Annotated in this window: 17 protein-coding genes; 5 read left to right on the top strand and 12 right to left on the bottom strand. The window is 63.5% G+C overall.

Annotated elements, in window-relative coordinates; genetic code table 11:
* The 5 genes from Q0602_RS22270 to Q0602_RS22290 form a co-directional block, all read right to left on the bottom strand.
* Nucleotides 1-819 (bottom strand): hypothetical protein (locus Q0602_RS22270; protein WP_298848125.1); only part of this gene is annotated, 819 nt, incomplete at its 3' end.
* A gap of 729 nt (nucleotides 820-1,548) precedes the next feature.
* Nucleotides 1,549-3,009: a YdiU family protein gene (locus tag Q0602_RS22275; protein WP_298848129.1), complete on the bottom strand. Its 1,461-nt coding sequence runs from the start codon at nucleotides 3,007-3,009 to the stop codon at nucleotides 1,549-1,551.
* A gap of 136 nt (nucleotides 3,010-3,145) precedes the next feature.
* Entirely contained in the window at nucleotides 3,146-4,024 is an 879-nt protein-coding gene (locus tag Q0602_RS22280; protein ID WP_298848131.1) for a glucosaminidase domain-containing protein, read from the bottom strand.
* A gap of 152 nt (nucleotides 4,025-4,176) precedes the next feature.
* Nucleotides 4,177-6,075 carry a molecular chaperone HtpG gene (htpG, locus tag Q0602_RS22285; protein WP_298848133.1) on the bottom strand — a complete coding sequence of 633 codons (1,899 nt, stop codon included), beginning with the start codon at nucleotides 6,073-6,075 and terminating at the stop codon, nucleotides 4,177-4,179.
* 123 nt (nucleotides 6,076-6,198) lie between these two features.
* Nucleotides 6,199-6,534, bottom strand: coding sequence for a DUF1232 domain-containing protein (locus Q0602_RS22290; protein ID WP_295035972.1), 336 nt, complete (start codon nucleotides 6,532-6,534; stop codon nucleotides 6,199-6,201).
* Between the two features lie 301 nt (nucleotides 6,535-6,835).
* On the opposite strand from Q0602_RS22290, the gene Q0602_RS22295 reads away from it, so the two are divergent.
* Entirely contained in the window at nucleotides 6,836-8,812 is a 1,977-nt protein-coding gene (locus tag Q0602_RS22295; RefSeq protein ID WP_298848136.1) for a transglycosylase SLT domain-containing protein, read from the top strand.
* Between the two features lie 104 nt (nucleotides 8,813-8,916).
* Here the strand turns inward: Q0602_RS22295 and Q0602_RS22300 are convergent, their stop codons facing one another.
* The gene (locus tag Q0602_RS22300) at nucleotides 8,917-9,495 is read right to left on the bottom strand and encodes an exopolysaccharide biosynthesis protein (RefSeq protein ID WP_298848137.1); all 579 of its coding nucleotides are present in this window, start codon (nucleotides 9,493-9,495) and stop codon (nucleotides 8,917-8,919) included.
* Nucleotides 9,496-9,555: 60 nt separating this feature from the next.
* Nucleotides 9,556-9,972, bottom strand: a complete 417-nt coding sequence (locus Q0602_RS22305) for a TM2 domain-containing protein (protein ID WP_295035975.1) — start codon at nucleotides 9,970-9,972, stop codon at nucleotides 9,556-9,558.
* A gap of 628 nt (nucleotides 9,973-10,600) precedes the next feature.
* Between Q0602_RS22305 and Q0602_RS22310 the strand changes: the two genes are divergently transcribed.
* Nucleotides 10,601-10,807: a cold-shock protein gene (locus tag Q0602_RS22310; RefSeq protein ID WP_110600936.1), complete on the top strand. Its 207-nt coding sequence runs from the start codon at nucleotides 10,601-10,603 to the stop codon at nucleotides 10,805-10,807.
* A gap of 122 nt (nucleotides 10,808-10,929) precedes the next feature.
* On the opposite strand, the gene Q0602_RS22315 is transcribed toward Q0602_RS22310, so the two are convergent.
* The 4 genes from Q0602_RS22315 to Q0602_RS22330 form a co-directional block, all read right to left on the bottom strand.
* Nucleotides 10,930-11,370, bottom strand: coding sequence for a nucleoside deaminase (locus Q0602_RS22315; protein WP_298848150.1), 441 nt, complete (start codon nucleotides 11,368-11,370; stop codon nucleotides 10,930-10,932).
* A 58-nt stretch (nucleotides 11,371-11,428) separates the two neighbouring features.
* A complete protein-coding gene (yegS, locus tag Q0602_RS22320) occupies nucleotides 11,429-12,352 on the bottom strand; it encodes a lipid kinase YegS (RefSeq protein ID WP_295035977.1) in 924 nt (307 codons plus the stop codon).
* Between the two features lie 263 nt (nucleotides 12,353-12,615).
* Nucleotides 12,616-13,809 (bottom strand): multidrug effflux MFS transporter, encoded by a 1,194-nt coding sequence (locus tag Q0602_RS22325; RefSeq protein WP_295035978.1) that lies wholly within the window; start codon nucleotides 13,807-13,809, stop codon nucleotides 12,616-12,618.
* 69 nt (nucleotides 13,810-13,878) lie between these two features.
* Complete coding sequence (locus tag Q0602_RS22330) at nucleotides 13,879-14,574, bottom strand: MgtC/SapB family protein (protein WP_298848140.1); 696 nt, start codon at nucleotides 14,572-14,574, stop codon at nucleotides 13,879-13,881.
* Nucleotides 14,575-14,706: 132 nt separating this feature from the next.
* Between Q0602_RS22330 and Q0602_RS22335 the strand changes: the two genes are divergently transcribed.
* The 3 genes from Q0602_RS22335 to Q0602_RS22345 all read left to right on the top strand — a co-directional run bounded on the left by Q0602_RS22335 (nucleotide 14,707) and on the right by Q0602_RS22345 (nucleotide 16,988).
* A complete protein-coding gene (locus Q0602_RS22335; RefSeq protein ID WP_298848142.1) occupies nucleotides 14,707-15,558 on the top strand; it encodes a formate/nitrite transporter family protein in 852 nt (283 codons plus the stop codon).
* A 189-nt stretch (nucleotides 15,559-15,747) separates the two neighbouring features.
* Nucleotides 15,748-16,419 carry a hypothetical protein gene (locus Q0602_RS22340; RefSeq protein ID WP_298848144.1) on the top strand — a complete coding sequence of 224 codons (672 nt, stop codon included), beginning with the start codon at nucleotides 15,748-15,750 and terminating at the stop codon, nucleotides 16,417-16,419.
* A gap of 23 nt (nucleotides 16,420-16,442) precedes the next feature.
* Complete coding sequence (locus Q0602_RS22345) at nucleotides 16,443-16,988, top strand: FlgO family outer membrane protein (protein WP_298848146.1); 546 nt, start codon at nucleotides 16,443-16,445, stop codon at nucleotides 16,986-16,988.
* A gap of 88 nt (nucleotides 16,989-17,076) precedes the next feature.
* On the opposite strand, the gene Q0602_RS22350 is transcribed toward Q0602_RS22345, so the two are convergent.
* The coding region (locus tag Q0602_RS22350) for an alpha-isopropylmalate synthase regulatory domain-containing protein (protein WP_298848148.1) at nucleotides 17,077-17,295 on the bottom strand (219 nt) is incomplete at its 5' end.

Here is a 17,295-nt window from a genome sequence, read left to right on the forward strand (position 1 = left end):
GTTGTTGGCGCCGTTGTCGTAGGTCCAGACACGTCCGTCCTCGGTGACTTCCACGTCATAGGCGTTGCGGTATCCCGGGGAATAGATCTGCACCGGACCGTCGGGGTCGATCTTGCCGCCATTGAATCCATCGTTGCCGCCGAACGGATCGTTGCCATCTTCTGCGCCGGCACGAGAGGGATCGTCGAGTGTCGGTACGTCATAAATGTACTGCCGACCGCCATCCGTCTTGACCTCCATTGCGTTGAGCTGATCGAGGTCGATCTCGAGGATGGCGGCGCTGTACGCGGTTTCCTGCTGGCCGGAAAAATTGTTCGAGGGCGCGCCGGCGTTGGCGTTGCCACCATTCGCCACGATGATCCTCTCACTGACCAGATGGCCGCTGGCGTCGAGCTCCTGAATGACCTCGAGTCCGTTGAGGGCATGGTTCTCCTCGGAACGGGCCAGCCCGCGGACGAGATCCACCGCCTCCCAACCGCTCTCCGTCTGGGTCAGGCGGGTGATGATTCCCGAATTCGTATCCAACCCGGTATCTTCCCCCCCGTTGCCCGCCCCGATGCGGCTATCGCTCGAGGTGACATAGACGTTGACTGCCGGCTTGCCGTCGATGATGACCGGCGCCCCGTTCTCGTCGTACTGCGGGGTCACGTCAATCCCGGTGACCTCGCGACTGCTCGTGCTGCTGGCCGAGCCATCGTCGTTGTGGTTGGGAATGCTCTTGACCCATGACAGGGTCTCGGCGTCGGTGACATAGAAGCTGGCGGTACCATCCCCATCATCGGGAGCCGGATCACCAAACGCCACCGTCAATATTTTCACCTCCCCGCTCACTTCGGTGACATAGAGGCGACCATCCGCTCCCCAATCGAGCGCCGTGGGCATGTTGAGAGAGACTTTGCCATTAAGGTCCAGACTGCTTTTGGAGAAATTATTAGTAACCATGACAAGTCCCTTTATTCCTGTGGAAGAGAAAGACAACTTGCACAACCAGACGTGTTCTAACACTAGGGTTTGTACGAAAAGTCAGCGAGCGAAGGCAAGACAAGGCAAAAATCGGCGAAAACGCGGAGTTTACGGGGTGTAAATGAGCATTTTGAGCCGATTTTTAACGCCGTATTGCCGAGCGCAGCTAGTTTTCGTACAAAGCCTAGCACGCCGCCCTCGATTGACAAGCGGAATAAAGCCAAGAAACACTGAAATAAATCATGAAAATTATGCAGTTGAATGCCCATGAAACAGCCAAAACCCGCATTCTTTATCATGAAAAAAGGTAACTACGAAAACGAGTTTTTTAATAATTATTCATTAATAAACGCTTGGTAAATCGACGAACGAACGCCAGACAAGGCCAGGCAAGGTAGAAATCGGCGACAAATCGTCAGGATGGAGGATGTAAGCAGCGCCGCTCCACGAAGTGCGAGCGTCAAGGATGTCGCGAGTCAAAAAAGGACCGGGCTGACACAGCAGCCCGGTCCCATTTCTTCCACACCATCGCGCCGATGCCGGCCTGGGGAGCGGCATCGTGCGACAATGCGATAACCGGAAAACTCAGGACGAGCAGGAGAGACACACGGGCGGCGCGCTGGCCGACGGCGCTTCGCTCCATACCTCCATGCCGGGTCGACGAACGAAAGGGGTCGACAGCAGTTCGCGGAACGTCGCCAGCGGACGCGTATCGCCCTCCTCCGCCGCCTCGATCACCTGCTGCGCCAGATGCGTACGCAGGATATAGAGCGGATTGACCCGCCGCATGGCCGCCAGCCGCTCGGTGTCTCCACGGGATTCCTGATCCAGACGCCGGCGATACCGCTCCAGCCAGCTGTCGAGTTCCGGACTCTCGATTTCGGCGCTCAGCGACAGACCACCGACGACGTCGCGCTCGCTCAACGCGCGGAAGCTGCGATGAAAGTCGGCCCGCGAGCTCTCCAGCAGTCTCAGCCACTCGTCGATCAGCTCGCCATCGCCCTCCTGCTCGGTCTCGAGGCCCAGCCGTCCGCGCATCAGAATGGCGTAGGCCGCCTGCAGCGTGGGCTCGTAGCTGTCGAGAATCTCGCGCAGGCGCTCCACCTCGATCAACGGCGTCAGCGACTGCCCCAACACGGTCAGGTTCCATAGCGCCACGCCCGGCTGCTGGTCGAAGGCGTAGCGGCCCGAGGCATCGGTGTGGTTGGGGGTCAGGTTGGACTCGAAGCGATCCATGAATGCATAGGGACCGTAGTCCAGCGTCAGTCCCAGGATCGACATGTTGTCGGTGTTCATCACCGCATGCACGAAACCGTACGCCTGCCAGCGGGCGACCAGTTCGGCGGTGCGGGTGACCACGTCCTGGAACAGCGCTTCGAGCGGTGCCTCCTCCTGGGCCAGGTCGGAGCGGTGGCGATCGATCACGTGGCGCATCAGCCGCTCGAGATCCTCGACGCGCTGCTGCTGGTAGAGCCATTCGAAGTGACCGAACCGGACGTGGCTCTCGGCCAGCCGCAGCAGGGTCGCGCCGGGCTCGACACGCTCCCGCATCACCTTCTCGCCATTGACGGCAACCGCCAGCGCCTGCGTGGTCGGGATCTTGAGCCCGGTCATCGCCTCCCCGGCCAGATATTCTCGGATCGAGGAGCGCAGCACCGCGCGACCGTCACCGAAGCGCGAGTAGGGTGTCTGGCCGGCGCCCTTGAGATGCAGGTCGATCGGCCCCTGCGAAGTCATCGCCTCGCCCAGCAGCAGGCCGCGCCCGTCGCCGAGCGCCGGGTTGTAGGTTCCGAACTGATGACCGGTGTACTTCTGGGCCAGCGGCTCCATGCCGTCCAGCAGGCGCTCGCCGCTCATCAATGCGGTCAATCGCCCCCGATCGATATCGTCCACCTCCAGTCCCAGCCGCGCGGCGCCCGCTGGACTGATGTCGAGCAGCCGGGTATCGCGCCACGGGGTCGGGCTCACCCGGCTGAAGAAATCCTGGGGAAAGCGAGACCAGACATTATCGAAGGTCAGTGACTCGAGGGATGTCGCGCTGGCCATGGCGGCCTCCTCGGGTTGGCGGGGAATGGCTGTAGTCTAGCCCATATGACCGGTCACACACGACCCGGCGCGACCGGGCGATTTCGCCGGTCGCGCTCGCGAGGATCGGTTCGGGCAAGAGACTCGACCTGAAGAATCAGGCCGGGCTGCCTGCCGCGAACGGATCGCCGGTGCCATGGTCGCGGATCAGATCACCGTTGGTGCGCAACAGCGACAGCAGCTGCTGCTGGTAGTCGGGTGACGTCGAGTAGTTGTGCAACGTGCCGATCAACTTCTCCGCGGAGATGGACTTGCCTCTGGTGGCAAGCGCGGCGCGCTGGTCGCGCAGTTGAGCGTAGGCGCGGTGGGTATTCAGATTATGCAGATAGGCACCGACGCCGTCGCGGACGCTATCGAATACCTGGAAACGTCGTGTGGTGCCGCGCTGCGCGATACCGCACCCCTTGCTGAAACAGCGCATGCCGAACAGATTGTTGCTTTCGCGGGCCAGCCTGGAGGTCCCCCAGCCGGACTCCTCGACAGCCTGGATCACCACCATCTCCAGCGGCACGGTATTGACCCGTGACAGCAGCGCCTGACTGACCTCTCCCGGCGCGCAGGTGACGCCGTACTCGTCGCACAGTCGGGCCAGGCGTCGCTTCTCGTCCGGCCGGATCGGATTGATGCGGGAACGCACCCCCACCAGCCAGTTGCGGTCGCTCTGAATGCGGGCGTTCTCGGCCTGCACCAGCGGTACCAGCATGCTCAGGAAGGCCGCCTTGCGCTTGGGGCCCGCCTTGATCTCATTCAGGTTGGGCAGCTCGTTGACGGGATCCAGCGCCGGCGGCTGGATACGGGCATCGAGGGTCGTTACGGTTTCGGATAGCGACTCGGCTGGAGATGCTATCGGAAATATCGCGACACCCAGCATCAGGATGCCGCCGGTGATCGCGGTCACGGCTCGCCGCAAGCGATCGGGTCGGGCGCGTTGGCGACACTGGCGGCGGTTGGAAAACGGTGGAAAGGATCGCGACATACTCGCTCCCCCATTTGAAAGAAGACGGCAGGTTAACAGCAATTAGCCTCAAGGTTGTGGAAAAAACGTGCAAAAACGCTGTTTCAAAACGAACGACGGCCGGCTTTGCAAGCCGGCCGTCGCACTTACCAAGCCCAATCAGGTCATGTCGATCAGGCACTTAGCAGCAGGTTGAGGCGCTTGACGTAGGCCGCCGGGTCGTCGAGGTGCCCACCCTCGGCGATGACCGCCTGATCCAGCAGGATATGCGCCAGATCGTCGAAGTTGCTCCCTTCGGTGCTTTCGAGACGTGACACGAGGGCGTGTTCCGGGTTGAGCTCGAGGATCGGTTTCACCTCCGGCAACGGCTGGCCGGCGGCCTCCATCATGCGACGCATCTGGAAGCCCATCTCGTGCTCGGGAAGGACCACGCAGGCTGGCGAATCGGTCAGGCGATGGGTGACCCGCACCTCCTGAACCTCATCGCCCAGCACCTCCTTGACTCGCTTGACCAGCGCTTCCTTCGACTTGGCCGTCTCTTCCTGCGCCTGCTTCTCGGCTTCATCGGCCATGTCGTCGAGTTCCAGGTCGCCCTTGGCCACATCGGCAAACGACTTGCCGTCGAACTCGGTCAGATGGCTCATCAGCCACTCGTCGATGCGATCGTGCAGCAGCAGGACCTCGATGCCCTTCTTGCGGAAGATCTCCAGGTGCGGGCTGTGGCTGGCCGCATTGAAACTGTCCGCCACGATGTAATAGACCTTCTTCTGGCCCTCCTTCATGCGCTCGACGTAATCCGCCAGCGACTGATCCTGCGTCGCGCTGTCGGTATGGGTGGTCGAGAAGCGCAGCAGCCCCGAGATCTTGTCGCGGTTGGCGTAATCCTCCGCCGGCCCTTCCTTCAGCACATCGCCGAAGGTGTTCCAGAAGGTCTGATAGGCCTCCTTGTCCTTCGACAGCTTCTTGAGCATGTCCAGCGCGCGCTTGGTCAGTGCCGACTTCATCGAGTCGACCTGCGGCGATTTCTGCAGCAGCTCGCGGGAGACGTTCAACGGCAGGTCGCGGGAATCCAGCACGCCCTTGACGAAGCGCAGGTAGAGCGGCAGGAAGGCCTCGGCGTCGTCCATGATGAAGACGCGCTGGACGTAGAGCTTGAGCCCGCGCACGCCGTCACGCTGGTAGAGATCGAACGGCGCACGCTCCGGCACGTAGAGCAGGCTGGTGTACTCGAGTTTGCCTTCGACCTTGTTGTGGCTCCAGGTCAGCGGGTCGCTGAAATCGTGGGCAATATGCTTGTAGAACGCCTTGTACTCGTCGTCGCCGATCTCGGCCTTGGGTCGCACCCACAGCGCGGTCGCCTCGTTGACGGTCTCCCAACTGACGGTCTCGCTGCCTTCGATCTCGTTGCCCTCTTCGTCGCGGGCCTTCTCGACCTTGGGCATGCGCACCGGCACATCGATGTGGTCCGAGTACTTGCGAACCAGATTCTTGAGCCGGAAGTCGTCGGCGAACTCCTTGGCGTCGTCCTTGAGGTGAAGCACGATCTCGGTACCGCGCTGGGGGTAGTCGATATCGGCGATGGTGAACTCGCCCTCGCCTTTCGAGCGCCACTCGACCCCCTGATCGCTGTCGGCGCGACGCGTACGCACGACCATCTCGTCGGCGACGATGAAACCGGAGTAGAAGCCCACGCCGAACTGGCCGATCAGCTTGGCGTCTTTCTGCTTCTCGCCGGAGAGCTGCTTGAGGAAGTCCGCGGTGCCGCTCTTGGCGATCGTGCCCAGATTCTTGATCACTTCATCGCGATTCATGCCGATACCGGTATCGCGCACGGTGACCGTGCCTGCCTCGGCGTCGTGCTCGATCTCGATGCGCAGCTCGGCGTCGCCGGCGTAGAGCGCATCGTTCTCAAGCGCCTCGTAGCGCAGCTTGTCGCAGGCGTCCGCCGAGTTGGAAATCAGCTCACGCAGGAAAATCTCCCGGTTGGAGTACAGGGAGTGGATCATCAAATGGAGAAGCTGCTTGACCTCGGTCTGAAAGCCTAGTGTTTCTTCTTGAGTCGCGGTGGTCATTGATGGCCTCTTGACGGTTTTGCGTAATGAAGACGAAACGGGAAATGAAGACGAACGAAATTGGGTGCTCAGCGATATGGGGCTGGCCAGCCCCATTTCAAGCCGAGCTCGCGGGAAGCGGGTTCAGTCGACGACCACCTCGTCGTCGTCGATGCCCTTCCAGCGCCGATAGTCGCCCATCGCCCGGTCGACCCGCGTCAGCAACCAGCCGACGATGAAGACGTCATCGACGAGCCCGACGATCATCAGGAAATCGGGGATCAGGTCCAGCGGCGACACCAGATAGACCAGCGCCAGCGCCATCCACCCGAAAGCCGCCCACGGAATGGGACGGTAGCGTCCACGCAAGACGTCCATGCTCATGGGTCCGAAGACGCGAAACGCGCGTCCGATCCGGGCCAGGGCGCCGCCACGCTGTCTGAGGCGGGAGAGCTGGGTCACGAAACGCCAGGGATTCATGGTCGAACCTCTAGTGATGGATTGGGGGAAGATGGCGCAAGCGCTGTCACCTGTCCCTGTAGATGGTCACGATTCGACCCGGATTCAACGTTGGCGTTGTGAAACGGGGCTACCCAAGTCGCTCCCCATCGGCGACGATGGGCGCCATGAGTCGACCCGCTCCTGGCGGACGGCCCGGCCGCGGCGCCACCTCTTCCACCGGCGCCACCGGTACGGCCTCGCCGGAGAGACGTCGTCGACCGCAGCCCGATCGGACCAGCCGCGTTCGACGACGAGAGCGCTTTGAAAAGAGAGAGACCCAATGCCCGCATTGCCCATCCGCAGACGTTGGTTCAGCTGGTGCCTGGCCGGCGCCATGGGCTTGAGCACCGGTGCCCAAGCCGTCGTGACGTCGGCCGACGTCAGCACCAATGACGACCGAGTCATGAAGCAGGCGCTGGATGCCGCCCGCGACCGGCGCTGGGACGATATCGACCAGGCCGCCATACAGGACCATGTGCTGGCCGGTTACGTGGAGTACCACAGGCTTCGCGCCCGGCTCTCCAGCGCGTCGGCGGCGGAGGTCAACGACTTTATCGTTCGCCATGGCGACTCCCCGCTTGCGGACTGGATGCGCGGCGCCGCCCAGACCCGCTTCGGCCAGTTGGGACGCTTCGACGACCTGCTGGCCATCAGCGATGGCGAACCCTCCGCCACCATCCGGCAGTGCTACTACTACACCGCGCTTCTCGATCGCGATCCGGCCGAGGCCGCGGCGGGCGGGGAGAAGCTGTGGCACGTCGGCGCCTCCCAGCCCGAGGCCTGCGACACCCTGTTCTCGACGCTTAAGCAGCGCGGCGTGCTGACCGACGAGGACACCTGGGAGCGCATGATGCTGGCGTGGGAGAACGGTCAGGATGGGCTGGTCACCTATCTCCAGCGCGGCCTGGACGACGCCTGGCAGCGCGCCATCGACAGCTTCGACGGCGTCCGCGGCAATTACGCCGGGGTCACCCGGGTCCCGCTGGACCTGGGGCCCGACGGCGAGGCCAGTGGTGCCCTGATCGCCGCCGCCATGCACGGCCTGACGCGCGCCGATACCGAAGCCTCGCTGGAGGCCTGGCGCAAGATCGCCCCCCACGTCTCGCTCAGCGAGGAACGACGTCACCGAATCGAACACGATCTGGCGTTCTACTCCATGGTTCGCGACGTCGACAACAATCAGGGCTGGGTCGACTCGACGCTGCCGCGTCTCGCGGACGCCGACCTGATCGAGCTGCGCATCCGCAATGCGGTCACCGAGGGCAATTGGCCCAACGTCGCGCGCTGGAGCGAGGCGCTCCCGCCCGACGTGCGTGCGGAGGCCCATTGGCAGTATTGGCTCGGGCGCGCCAGCGAGGCGATGGGAGACGAGGCCAAGGCGCGTCAGGCCTACCAGCTGGCCGCGCAGGATCGCAGCTTCTTCGGCTTTGCCGCCGCCGATCGCCTGGGACAGCCCTATCAACTGCAGATGGCCAACACCCAGGTCTCGACGTTGCAGCAGGAACTGACGGGCATGCTGCCGGTGGTGAAGCGCACCGAGGCGCTGATGCGCATCGGTGAAGAGGGCCTGGCGCGCAGCGAGTGGTATACCGCCGCCGCTCGCGACACGCCGGACCAGGCCGAGGCGCTGGCCGACTACGCGATCCGACAGGGCTGGTACGGCATGGCGATACAGACCACCATCGCCGCGAAACAGTGGGACGCCCTGCCCTGGCGCTTCCCGTCGGCCTATCGCGACTCGTTCATCAAGTGGGGCGAGGTCAACCAGGTCGACCCCTATCTGCTGATGGGCATCGCAAGGCGCGAGAGTGCCTTCAACCCCCAGGCGACCTCCCCCGTGGGAGCGCGCGGGCTGATGCAGCTGATGCCGGGTACCGCCGACCACGTCGCCCGCAATCTCGGCATCAGCGCCCCCAGCACCTCGGAGCTGTTCGAGCCCCAGGTCAATATCCGTCTCGGCAGCACCTATATCCATTCGATGCTGGAGCGCTATCGTGGCAACCGGATTGCGGCGACGGCGGCCTACAACGCCGGCCCCCAGCGCGTGGACCGATGGCTGGCCAGCGCACCGCGGGAATTCGACCGCTTCGTCGAGAGCATCCCTTTCCGCGAGACCCGGGACTACGTGCAGGCCGTGCTGGCCTATCGGGTCATCTTCGAGAGTCTGGCCAAACAGGGCGATACCCAGGGCGTCGCCATGCTCTCCCAGGCCGAGCGCCAGGGGAACTACGACCCCACCCTGATCGCCCGGAACTGAACCGGCCCAACCGCACTACCGCAATGCCCCGTCCGTCCGGGAATGGAGTGCCAATTCGGGACGTCCGGGGCGATTCGGGTCGAAAGGACCGGGGCCCGAGCCGGTCAGAGCAGCCACAGGCCGATGCCGATACCGCCGGCCACGGTGATGCCGAGGCCGATCAGCATCATCAAACCGTCCCCGGCGGTCAGGCCGAGCGCCATGATGACGATCGCCAGGGCCGGTATGGCGGCGGCGAACGGTAGCAACTCCAGCGGCATCATCCCGAGCCCCAGCACGACCATCAGCAGCGCCAGCAGGCGTTGGGTCACATCCCCCATCAGCCAGGGCAGCCGCGGCGCGAGGAATCGATCGATTCTCCGCGTCCACGGCTTGGCGCGCTGGGTGACGCGATGCCACCGTTCGTGGCTGATGCCGCGTTCGGCCAGGGTCCCCGGTAGCCATGGGCTCTTGCGCCCGAGGACCAGTTGGATCGCCATCAGCGCGATGAAGACACCGCAGAGACTCGGCACCCCCGGCACGCCACCGGTCGGCAGCAGCGCGATCAGCGCCGGCAACAGCACCACGGGACCGAACCCCCGGGCGTTGAAGGTATCGACGATGTCCTGCAACGTTATCGTCTCATCCTCGACCTGACGGTCGAGCGTTTCGAGAATATCGGTGAGCTTCATGCGCTCCGACATACGTCACCTCCCTGTGACGTCATGAATTTCATCCAGCCAGCGGACCAGCCGAGGGGTCGGTCATAGGCCACGACGGGCATGCTTCAACGAGATCTGATCGTTGAGCGTCCAGAAATCGTAGAGAACCCCGACCAGGAACAGGCCGCCGGTCACCAGGTAGATCAATCCGGTGATCCACTTCCCCATGTACATGCGGTGAATGCCGAACACCCCCAGGAACGTCAGCAGGATCCAGGCCAGGGTGTAGCTGGTGGGCCCGGCCCGGAAGCGCAGATCCGCCTGGCGATCCATGCTCGGGATCAGGAACAGGTCGATCAGCCAACCGATCCCGAACAGCCCCAGCGTCAGAAACCAGATCGTACCGGTCACGGGCTTGCCGTAATAGAACCGATGGGCTCCGGTGAACCCGAAGATCCATAACAGGTAACCGATGACCTTGCTGTGCGTGTCGTTGAGACTCAGACCGTGTTGTGCCACGCGCGTTGCTCCAGACTCGTTTGATGTTTGAAAACCACTGGCCAGCACAGTCTCGCTGCGCCGGCGCACCCCATAGACAGCGAGCGACAGCTTACCCAAGGTCGCCGACACGATACATAGCCGTGTTCGGGACGATACGTAGCCGGATTCGGGACGGCGGCTCGGCCACGACGTCGGCCGAGATACCCGCTGCGACCTCGACGTTGGGGAGACGTACCCGCCACTGTCGACGGCAAACTCCGAACATTCCCCGCCAGCAGCGGCGTCTGTCGGGCCGAGCATGACGGTTTTCTGTCAATCTTCTTAAAAAGGGTTAATAAAACCATACCGTGTGACGCGATCAGCCCGGAAAAAAGGCGTTGGCGGGCTGTAGACGTGCATAAATTTTCCATCTATGGTTCATATGCGGGGCATGGGAAACGATGCTACCAAAGTCAAGCCCCCAGGCGCTTGACGAGGTATATCGCCCAATGCAACATCCGTTGCGTAGGTTTGCAGGTAGAATGTCGTCAGTTGTTAGTCGATCTCGTCGAACTCCTAGTGCGCATTCCCCCCTAGTCTGACCACGCATTTCGGGCATCCCCCGGGAGGCTCGGGTACATCACTATGCAAGTTAAGGATATCGACAATGGCAACTGGCACTGTCAAATGGTTCAACGACACCAAAGGCTACGGTTTCATCTCTCCCGATGACGGCGGCGATGATCTGTTCGCGCACTTCTCCGAAATTCAGGCAGAAGGCTTCAAAACTCTGCAGGACGGCCAGAAGGTCACCTTCGACGTCACTCAGGGCAAGAAAGGCCTTCAGGCCGCCAATATCAAGGTTGCTGGCTAAACCCGGCCAAAGGTTCCAGACGCAGGGATCGATTCCAAGCGTTTCACCGCCTTGAGCAAAGCCCACCGGATGGTGGGCTTTTTAGTGCGCCCCCCAAAGCCCGAAAGCGCCCCGCCCGGTCCTCAGGGTTCGCCGATATCCTCGTGCCAAACCTCCGGATGGGCGGCGATGAACCGTGACATCAACTCCCGGCACACCGGATCGTCGAGGACTTCGACCCCGACGCCACGCGCCCTGAGCAGCGCCTCTTCGCCCATGAAGGTTCGGTTCTCGCCGACGACGACCCTGGGTATGCCATAGAGCAGAATCGCACCGCTGCACATCGGGCATGGCGACAGTGTCGTGTAGAGCGTCGAATCCCGATAGACAGCGGCAGGAAGGCGGCCGGCATTCTCCAGCGCATCCATCTCGCCGTGGAGAATGGCGCTTCCCCGCTGCTGGCGCTGATTGTGCCCTCGCCCGATGATCTCCCCCCGGTGGACCAGGACGGACCCGATCGGGACGCCGCCCTCGTCGAGACTGCGCCTCGCCTGTTCGACCGCTGCCTGCATGAAGTCATCCATGTCGAGCCCGCCCTTTTGCATTGACCGATTCATGACGCTGCCCCATCGCCGGCCGATATCAACCGGCGCGGCCTATCAAGGGGCAGTTTTCGGGAACCACCAGCGGCAAAGCCTCGCAATCGAGCGATGCCCGGAAGTGCTCGTAGCGGCGTGGTTCACCATCGAGGTTGAGCGGAAAGGCGCCGTCGCTGTCGAACTCGACCCATGGTACGCGGAGATAGCGCACGAACTCCCCATCCTGGGGGAGATTCTCGAGCTCGTCGATGATGCGTTTCAGCTCGCCCAGCGAGTTGAAGTGGCGCACGAACAGCAGTTCGAGCAGACCGTCGTCCAATCTCGCGGAGGGCGCCAGGCGCTGCCCGCCTCCAGCCTGGCATCCGTTACCGATGGCCAGCATGAAGAGCGGAACCCTCGCTTCTCCCTCCGGCCAGCGCAGGTGGCCTTCGAAGGGCTGATAATTCCACGCTTTCAACATGCCCATCAACGAATAGGCCCCGCCGCCCAGCAGCCGCTTCAGCCCCACCGGGGTGGAGGTGGTGATCTCGGCACCGAACCCGCCCGAGGCCACATTGACGAAGGCCTCGTCATCGAGCTTGCCGACGTCCACCGCCCTGACGCTGCCGGTCAGGGCCAACTTCAAGGCGTCACGCGGCGCCATCGGCAGATTCAGGCCGTGGGCGAAGTCGTTGGCGCTGCCCAGCGGCAGGATGCCCAGAGCCGGGCGACGCTCCGGAGGCTGGCGCATCAGTCCGGCGACGATCTCGTTGATCGAACCGTCGCCACCGCCGGCGATGATTCGCGAAGCGCCACCGGCTACCGCGGCGTCCACCAGCCAGACGCCATCGCCGCCCTCCCAGGTGACCCGGACCTGGAGATCGTGACCTTGACGGCGCAGATCCTCGACCGCGTCACGAATCTCCGGCTGCTGCGCCGATTTCCCGTTGAGAATCAACCATGTGCTTTCCTTGCCAGGACTGGCCATACCTGTATCGTCCTTTCCCGAGGCCGGTCGAATCATCTCGCCCGTGCCGTGATGTCTCGCGCTGCCGTTACCACGAACCCGCTCATTCTAGCGCGTTGGCGGCGTCCCGATATGCGACGTGTTAAACCTCACCCCAACGCAACGACAACCCGTGCCGTCTCATCGATCGCAAGGCGACGAAGAGTCGGCTGCGACAGCGAGACGGTTGCCGATCGTTCGGCATGGCTGTGACAACGGCACGGCAAACTCTCTCCACGGACCAGTCACTCGCTGGCGGCGACATCGGTGTCCGCCATCGCTCTTGCTGTCGCCCACAGCGCCGCACCGGCACCACAACAGATCAGCGCCAGAGACGTCTGTGGTGCCAGTGGCGTGATCAGCAGCAGGGTCGCCAGCGAAGCACCGCCGCCCAGTTGAATGGCGCCCAGCAGGGCCGCCGCCGTCCCCGCCCGCTCCGGGAACGGTTCCAGCGCCAGGCTGGCCGCGGCACCGAGCACCATCGAGAAGCCCACCGAAAGCACTGCCACCGGCCCCATGAACGTGAGCACGGAAACCGGCACGCTCCAGTACAGGCAAGCGATCAGGGCACCTCCGCCCACGACGACGACCAGCCCCCGCTGCACGGTGGATTTCCGCCCCCACCGTGCCATCAGCCGGGGCACGATGAAGAACGCCACGGTGCTGACCAGGGCATTACCGCCGAACCACAGGCTGAAGACCCACTCCGGCTGTCGCAGCCTATCCATCATCACCACCGGCGCCGCCGACACATAGACGAGTATGGCCGCCATCATGGTGCTGACGAGAATGGCGTAGTAGAGAAACCGCCGATGGACCAGCACCGGGCGATAGCGCGACCAGCGATAGAGCCGCCGTTCGATCGGCGTGTCGTGGGGCCGTGTCTCCCCGAAGCGCCAGTAGGCACCCAACCACAGCAACCCCGCAAACCCGGTCATGAAGGCAAAGTTGCTGCGCCACCCCAGCGCCACTGTCAACGCCCCGCCCAGCACCGGCGCCAGTGAGGGCACCAGCGTCAGCGAACCGTTGAGATAGCTGTAGAGCCTGGCCCCCTCGATGGGCGTATAGCTGTCACGCACCGCCGCAAAGGCCACGGTGACGGAGGCGCAGGCGCCGAACCCCTGCAGGACGCGGGAGGCGTAGAGCATCTCTATCGACACGGCAGACATGCCGATCAACGCCGCGACCATGTAGATGGCAGCGCCCCCCAACAGCACGGGACGGCGTCCGAAACGATCGGTCAGCGGGCCGACCATGAGCTGACCGACACCGACGCTCATCAGAAACAGCGTGATGGTCAGCTGCAAGGCAGCATGGGAACGCTCGAACTCATCCGCCATCGCGGTCAACGCCGGCAGATAAATGTCGATCGCCAGTGGCGACAGCATGACCGCGCCCATCAAGATCCAGAAAGCCGGACGTCCTTCACGTTGCTGCATGACTGCCTCGCCACTATTCGGGAGCGCCTACTCTATCGACTGACGGGGGAATGACAACCATTCTCGATATCAATCCCCCGTGGGAGAGAGCTGGAACTCCAGCAGGCGGTCGTGGTCGCGCAGATCGGCGGCCAGTGGCGGAATGTACTTGCGGTCATGCGTTCGCAACATCATGCGGTATTCGAACTGACGACCCTCGTCGCGCGTCCGGTAGCTCAGGCTCTCGATCCTGAACCGATGAGCCCCCATCAGGTCATGAATCTGGCGCTCGGACATGACGCTCTGACTGTCGAAACGCAGGATGCAACGGGCAAAGATCCGGCTGGGCATACGCCCCTCCACCATCCGGAAAAGCGATAGCGTCAGCAAGGTGACTGCCGTCGCCACCACTGCCGGGAACAGAAAACCGATGCCATAGAGAATGCCCAGCGTGGAGGTGATCCAGATCGAAGCGGCCGTGGTCAGCCCCCGGACCGTCAACCCCTCCTTGAAAATCACGCCGGCGCCGAGGAACCCGATCCCGGTCATGATTCCTTGAGCCATTCGGGTGGGATCGGTGCGAATGGTCGTTTCCGGCACCTCCGTCCCCAGCCATTGCCACTGATACATCGTGACCATCATCAGCAGCGCCGACGATACGCAGACCAGCGCATGGGTACGGAAGCCCGCCGGCCGCCCATGAAAGGTCCGCTCCAGCCCGATCAGGCTTCCCGCCAGCCAGGCCATCCCCAAGTGCATCAGCATCGTCCAGGATTCCGGCGACATCGTTGGCTATCTCCTTGTCGCATTTACGACTATCGTTCAAGCATAGCGCCTGTGAACATCGATCGCAGAGGCCTCGGCGGTGATTTTCGCCGCCTCCGCTCCGCCACTTTTCAGCTGACGAGGAATGACCGCTTGAGCAAACGCCACAATCTCACCCCGCCCAGCCGGGTGGCTAAAGACGACGACGATGAGCACGATCTCCAGCTCAACGGCGAGGAACTACCCTCCCGCGCCGCTGCCGTGCATGAATCCATCCGGGAGGAGGGGGAAACGGAGCTGAGCCGGACCGTATCGGCCCTGCTCTGGTCCGCCATCGCCGCCGGCCTCTCGATGAGTTTCTCGATGCTGGCGAAGGGCCTGCTGCGCGCGCACCTGCCGGACAACGACGTCGGGTTCCTGGTCGAGTCACTGGGCTACACGGTGGGGTTCCTGGTGGTCATCATGGCCCGCCAGCAGCTCTTCACCGAGAATACCGTGACGGCGGTGCTTCCCGTGATGAGCCAACCCCGGCTCGGCAAGTTCATGTGCCTGCTCCGGCTCTGGGGCGTGGTGCTGGTGGGCAATCTGGTCGGCGTCGCCGTCTCCGCCTGGGCCATTCTGGCACTGCCGATCTTCTCGATGCAGACCCACGAGGCGTTCCTCGCGCTGGGCGAGCACATCCTCGAGAACACGCCGATGCAGATGTTCGCCAAGGGCATCGTGGCCGGGTGGATGATCGCGACCATGGTCTGGCTGCTGCCCAGCGCGGGAAGCGCCAAGATCTGGGTCATCCTGATCGTGACCTACCTCGTCGCGATCGGCGAGTTCACGCATATCATCGTCGGCTCCACCGAGGTGATGTACCTGGTCTTCTCCGGCCACGCCGGCTGGTCGGAATACCTGTTCCACTTCGGCTTCCCGACCCTGCTCGGCAATGTCGTCGGCGGCACCTTCATCTTCGCCCTGATCAGCCACGCGCAGATCCGCAGCGACAGCGATCGCTAAGCTCCGTCTGAAAAATGCCTGCGCTCGCCGACTTTTCTTACGAACCCTGAGTAGGCGCCAGGGAGAGCGAAACCGCTCGCCTGACGCAGTTTTCCCCGGCCGCGCTCAAGCCGAGCGCGTGCCCGCCGATACTCTCCGAAAGCCATAACCATACAGACGTCCCGGCGATCGGACAGGAACTCTCTACACATGTCATTGAAACCTTGGGTGCTGCTCTGCGGCCTGCCGCTGCTGAGCGGCTGCTTCGGCGTCAACACCTCCCAGGCCCCGCTGGCCACCACCTACCCGGCGACCACCCAGCAGCGTATGCAGGCCGCCTATCACTGGGAGGTGCTGGCGCGGCACGAGGCCAAGGCCATCATGGCCGACCGCAGGCTCGACCGGCGCGCGCTCTATATCAGGCCCCCCGAGACCGCAACCGCCTTCAGCCGCGGCTTTGGCTCGCTGCTGACCAGCGAGCTGGTGAAACAGGGCGCCACGGTCAGGACCAGCGATCTCGGCGCGGCCACCGTCACTTTCGACGTGCAGGTCGTGGCACACCGGGATCGCCAGCCGATCCGCCCACCCCAGGGCGCGTTGACCGCGCTGGCGGCGGGCATCGCGGTGGCAACGATTCCGTTCAACCATTGGTCGGAGCCCTCGCTGGCGCTGATCCCTGCCGCCGGGCTGGTCGACCTGTTCAGCGGCAGCTGGACCTCGGAGAGCGACGAGGAGGTGATCATCACCGTCCAGGCCGACGAGTACCAGACCCTGCTCTACTCCTCTTCCAATCTCTACTACATCAACCCCGGCGATAGCGGCCAATACGGCCGTGCGCCGGCTGCCGAGCAGGGCCAGCTCAAGGTATCGTCGCAATGGTGAGGCGCAGCCGAGAGAGTTCCGCAATGTACGTATCTTTCTACGCTCGGCTGCTGCTCGTGCTGCTGCTGGCGGCACTGACAGGCTGCTCGATGCTCGCCCCCAACGGCCGCCCACACCAGCCGACCACCCTGGAGCGGGTCGACTCGGCAGCCAAGGCGCTGGTCGAGAACAGCCGGGGGCGGCTCGACGACGCCGCACCGCTGGTCGCCACCACCTTCGTCGACGTCGACCACCTCGGGCAATCCTCGACCCTGGGCCGTACCCTGAGCGAAATGTTCGTCTCGCGGTTGGTCGAGTCTGGCCAGCAGGTGATCGAGGTCAAGCTGCGCAACAGCCTCTACATCGAAGAGAACACCGGCGAGCTGATCCTGTCGCGTAACGTGCAGCGGCTGAGTCAGGATTACGACGCCAGCGCGGTGCTGGTGGGCACCTACGCTCAGGCCCAGGATCGGCTGTTCGTCAACGCCCGGGTGGTGCGTATCGCCGATCGCGCAATCCTCGGCGCGACCAGCTTCGAGCTGCCGCTCAACAATGATCTGCGTACGCTGCTGCCCCCCAGCTACCCCTGAGCCGAGCCGACCTCGAGACTATCTCGACAACGCAGAAGGGCGCCCGATGGGCGCCCTTCTCGTCTTGCCTCGCAGCGGTCGGTGACGCTCAATCGACGGTGGTCGCGCGCGCCTCGGTGGTCTGCGGCGCACCCTGGGCCTCGGCCAGATTGATCCCGGAGAGGATCGCCTTGAGCGAGGCACTGACGGTGTCGCTGTCCTCGGCCACGGCGCAGACGCGTTGCCCGTCGACGTTGAGCTGGACGAAGGCGATGGCGTTGGCCTCGCTGTCGCCACCCAGCGAGTGCTCCGCGTAGTCGATGATGCC

It is taken from the genome of uncultured Salinicola sp., assembly GCF_937921195.1.
Taxonomy (GTDB): domain Bacteria; phylum Pseudomonadota; class Gammaproteobacteria; order Pseudomonadales; family Halomonadaceae; genus Salinicola.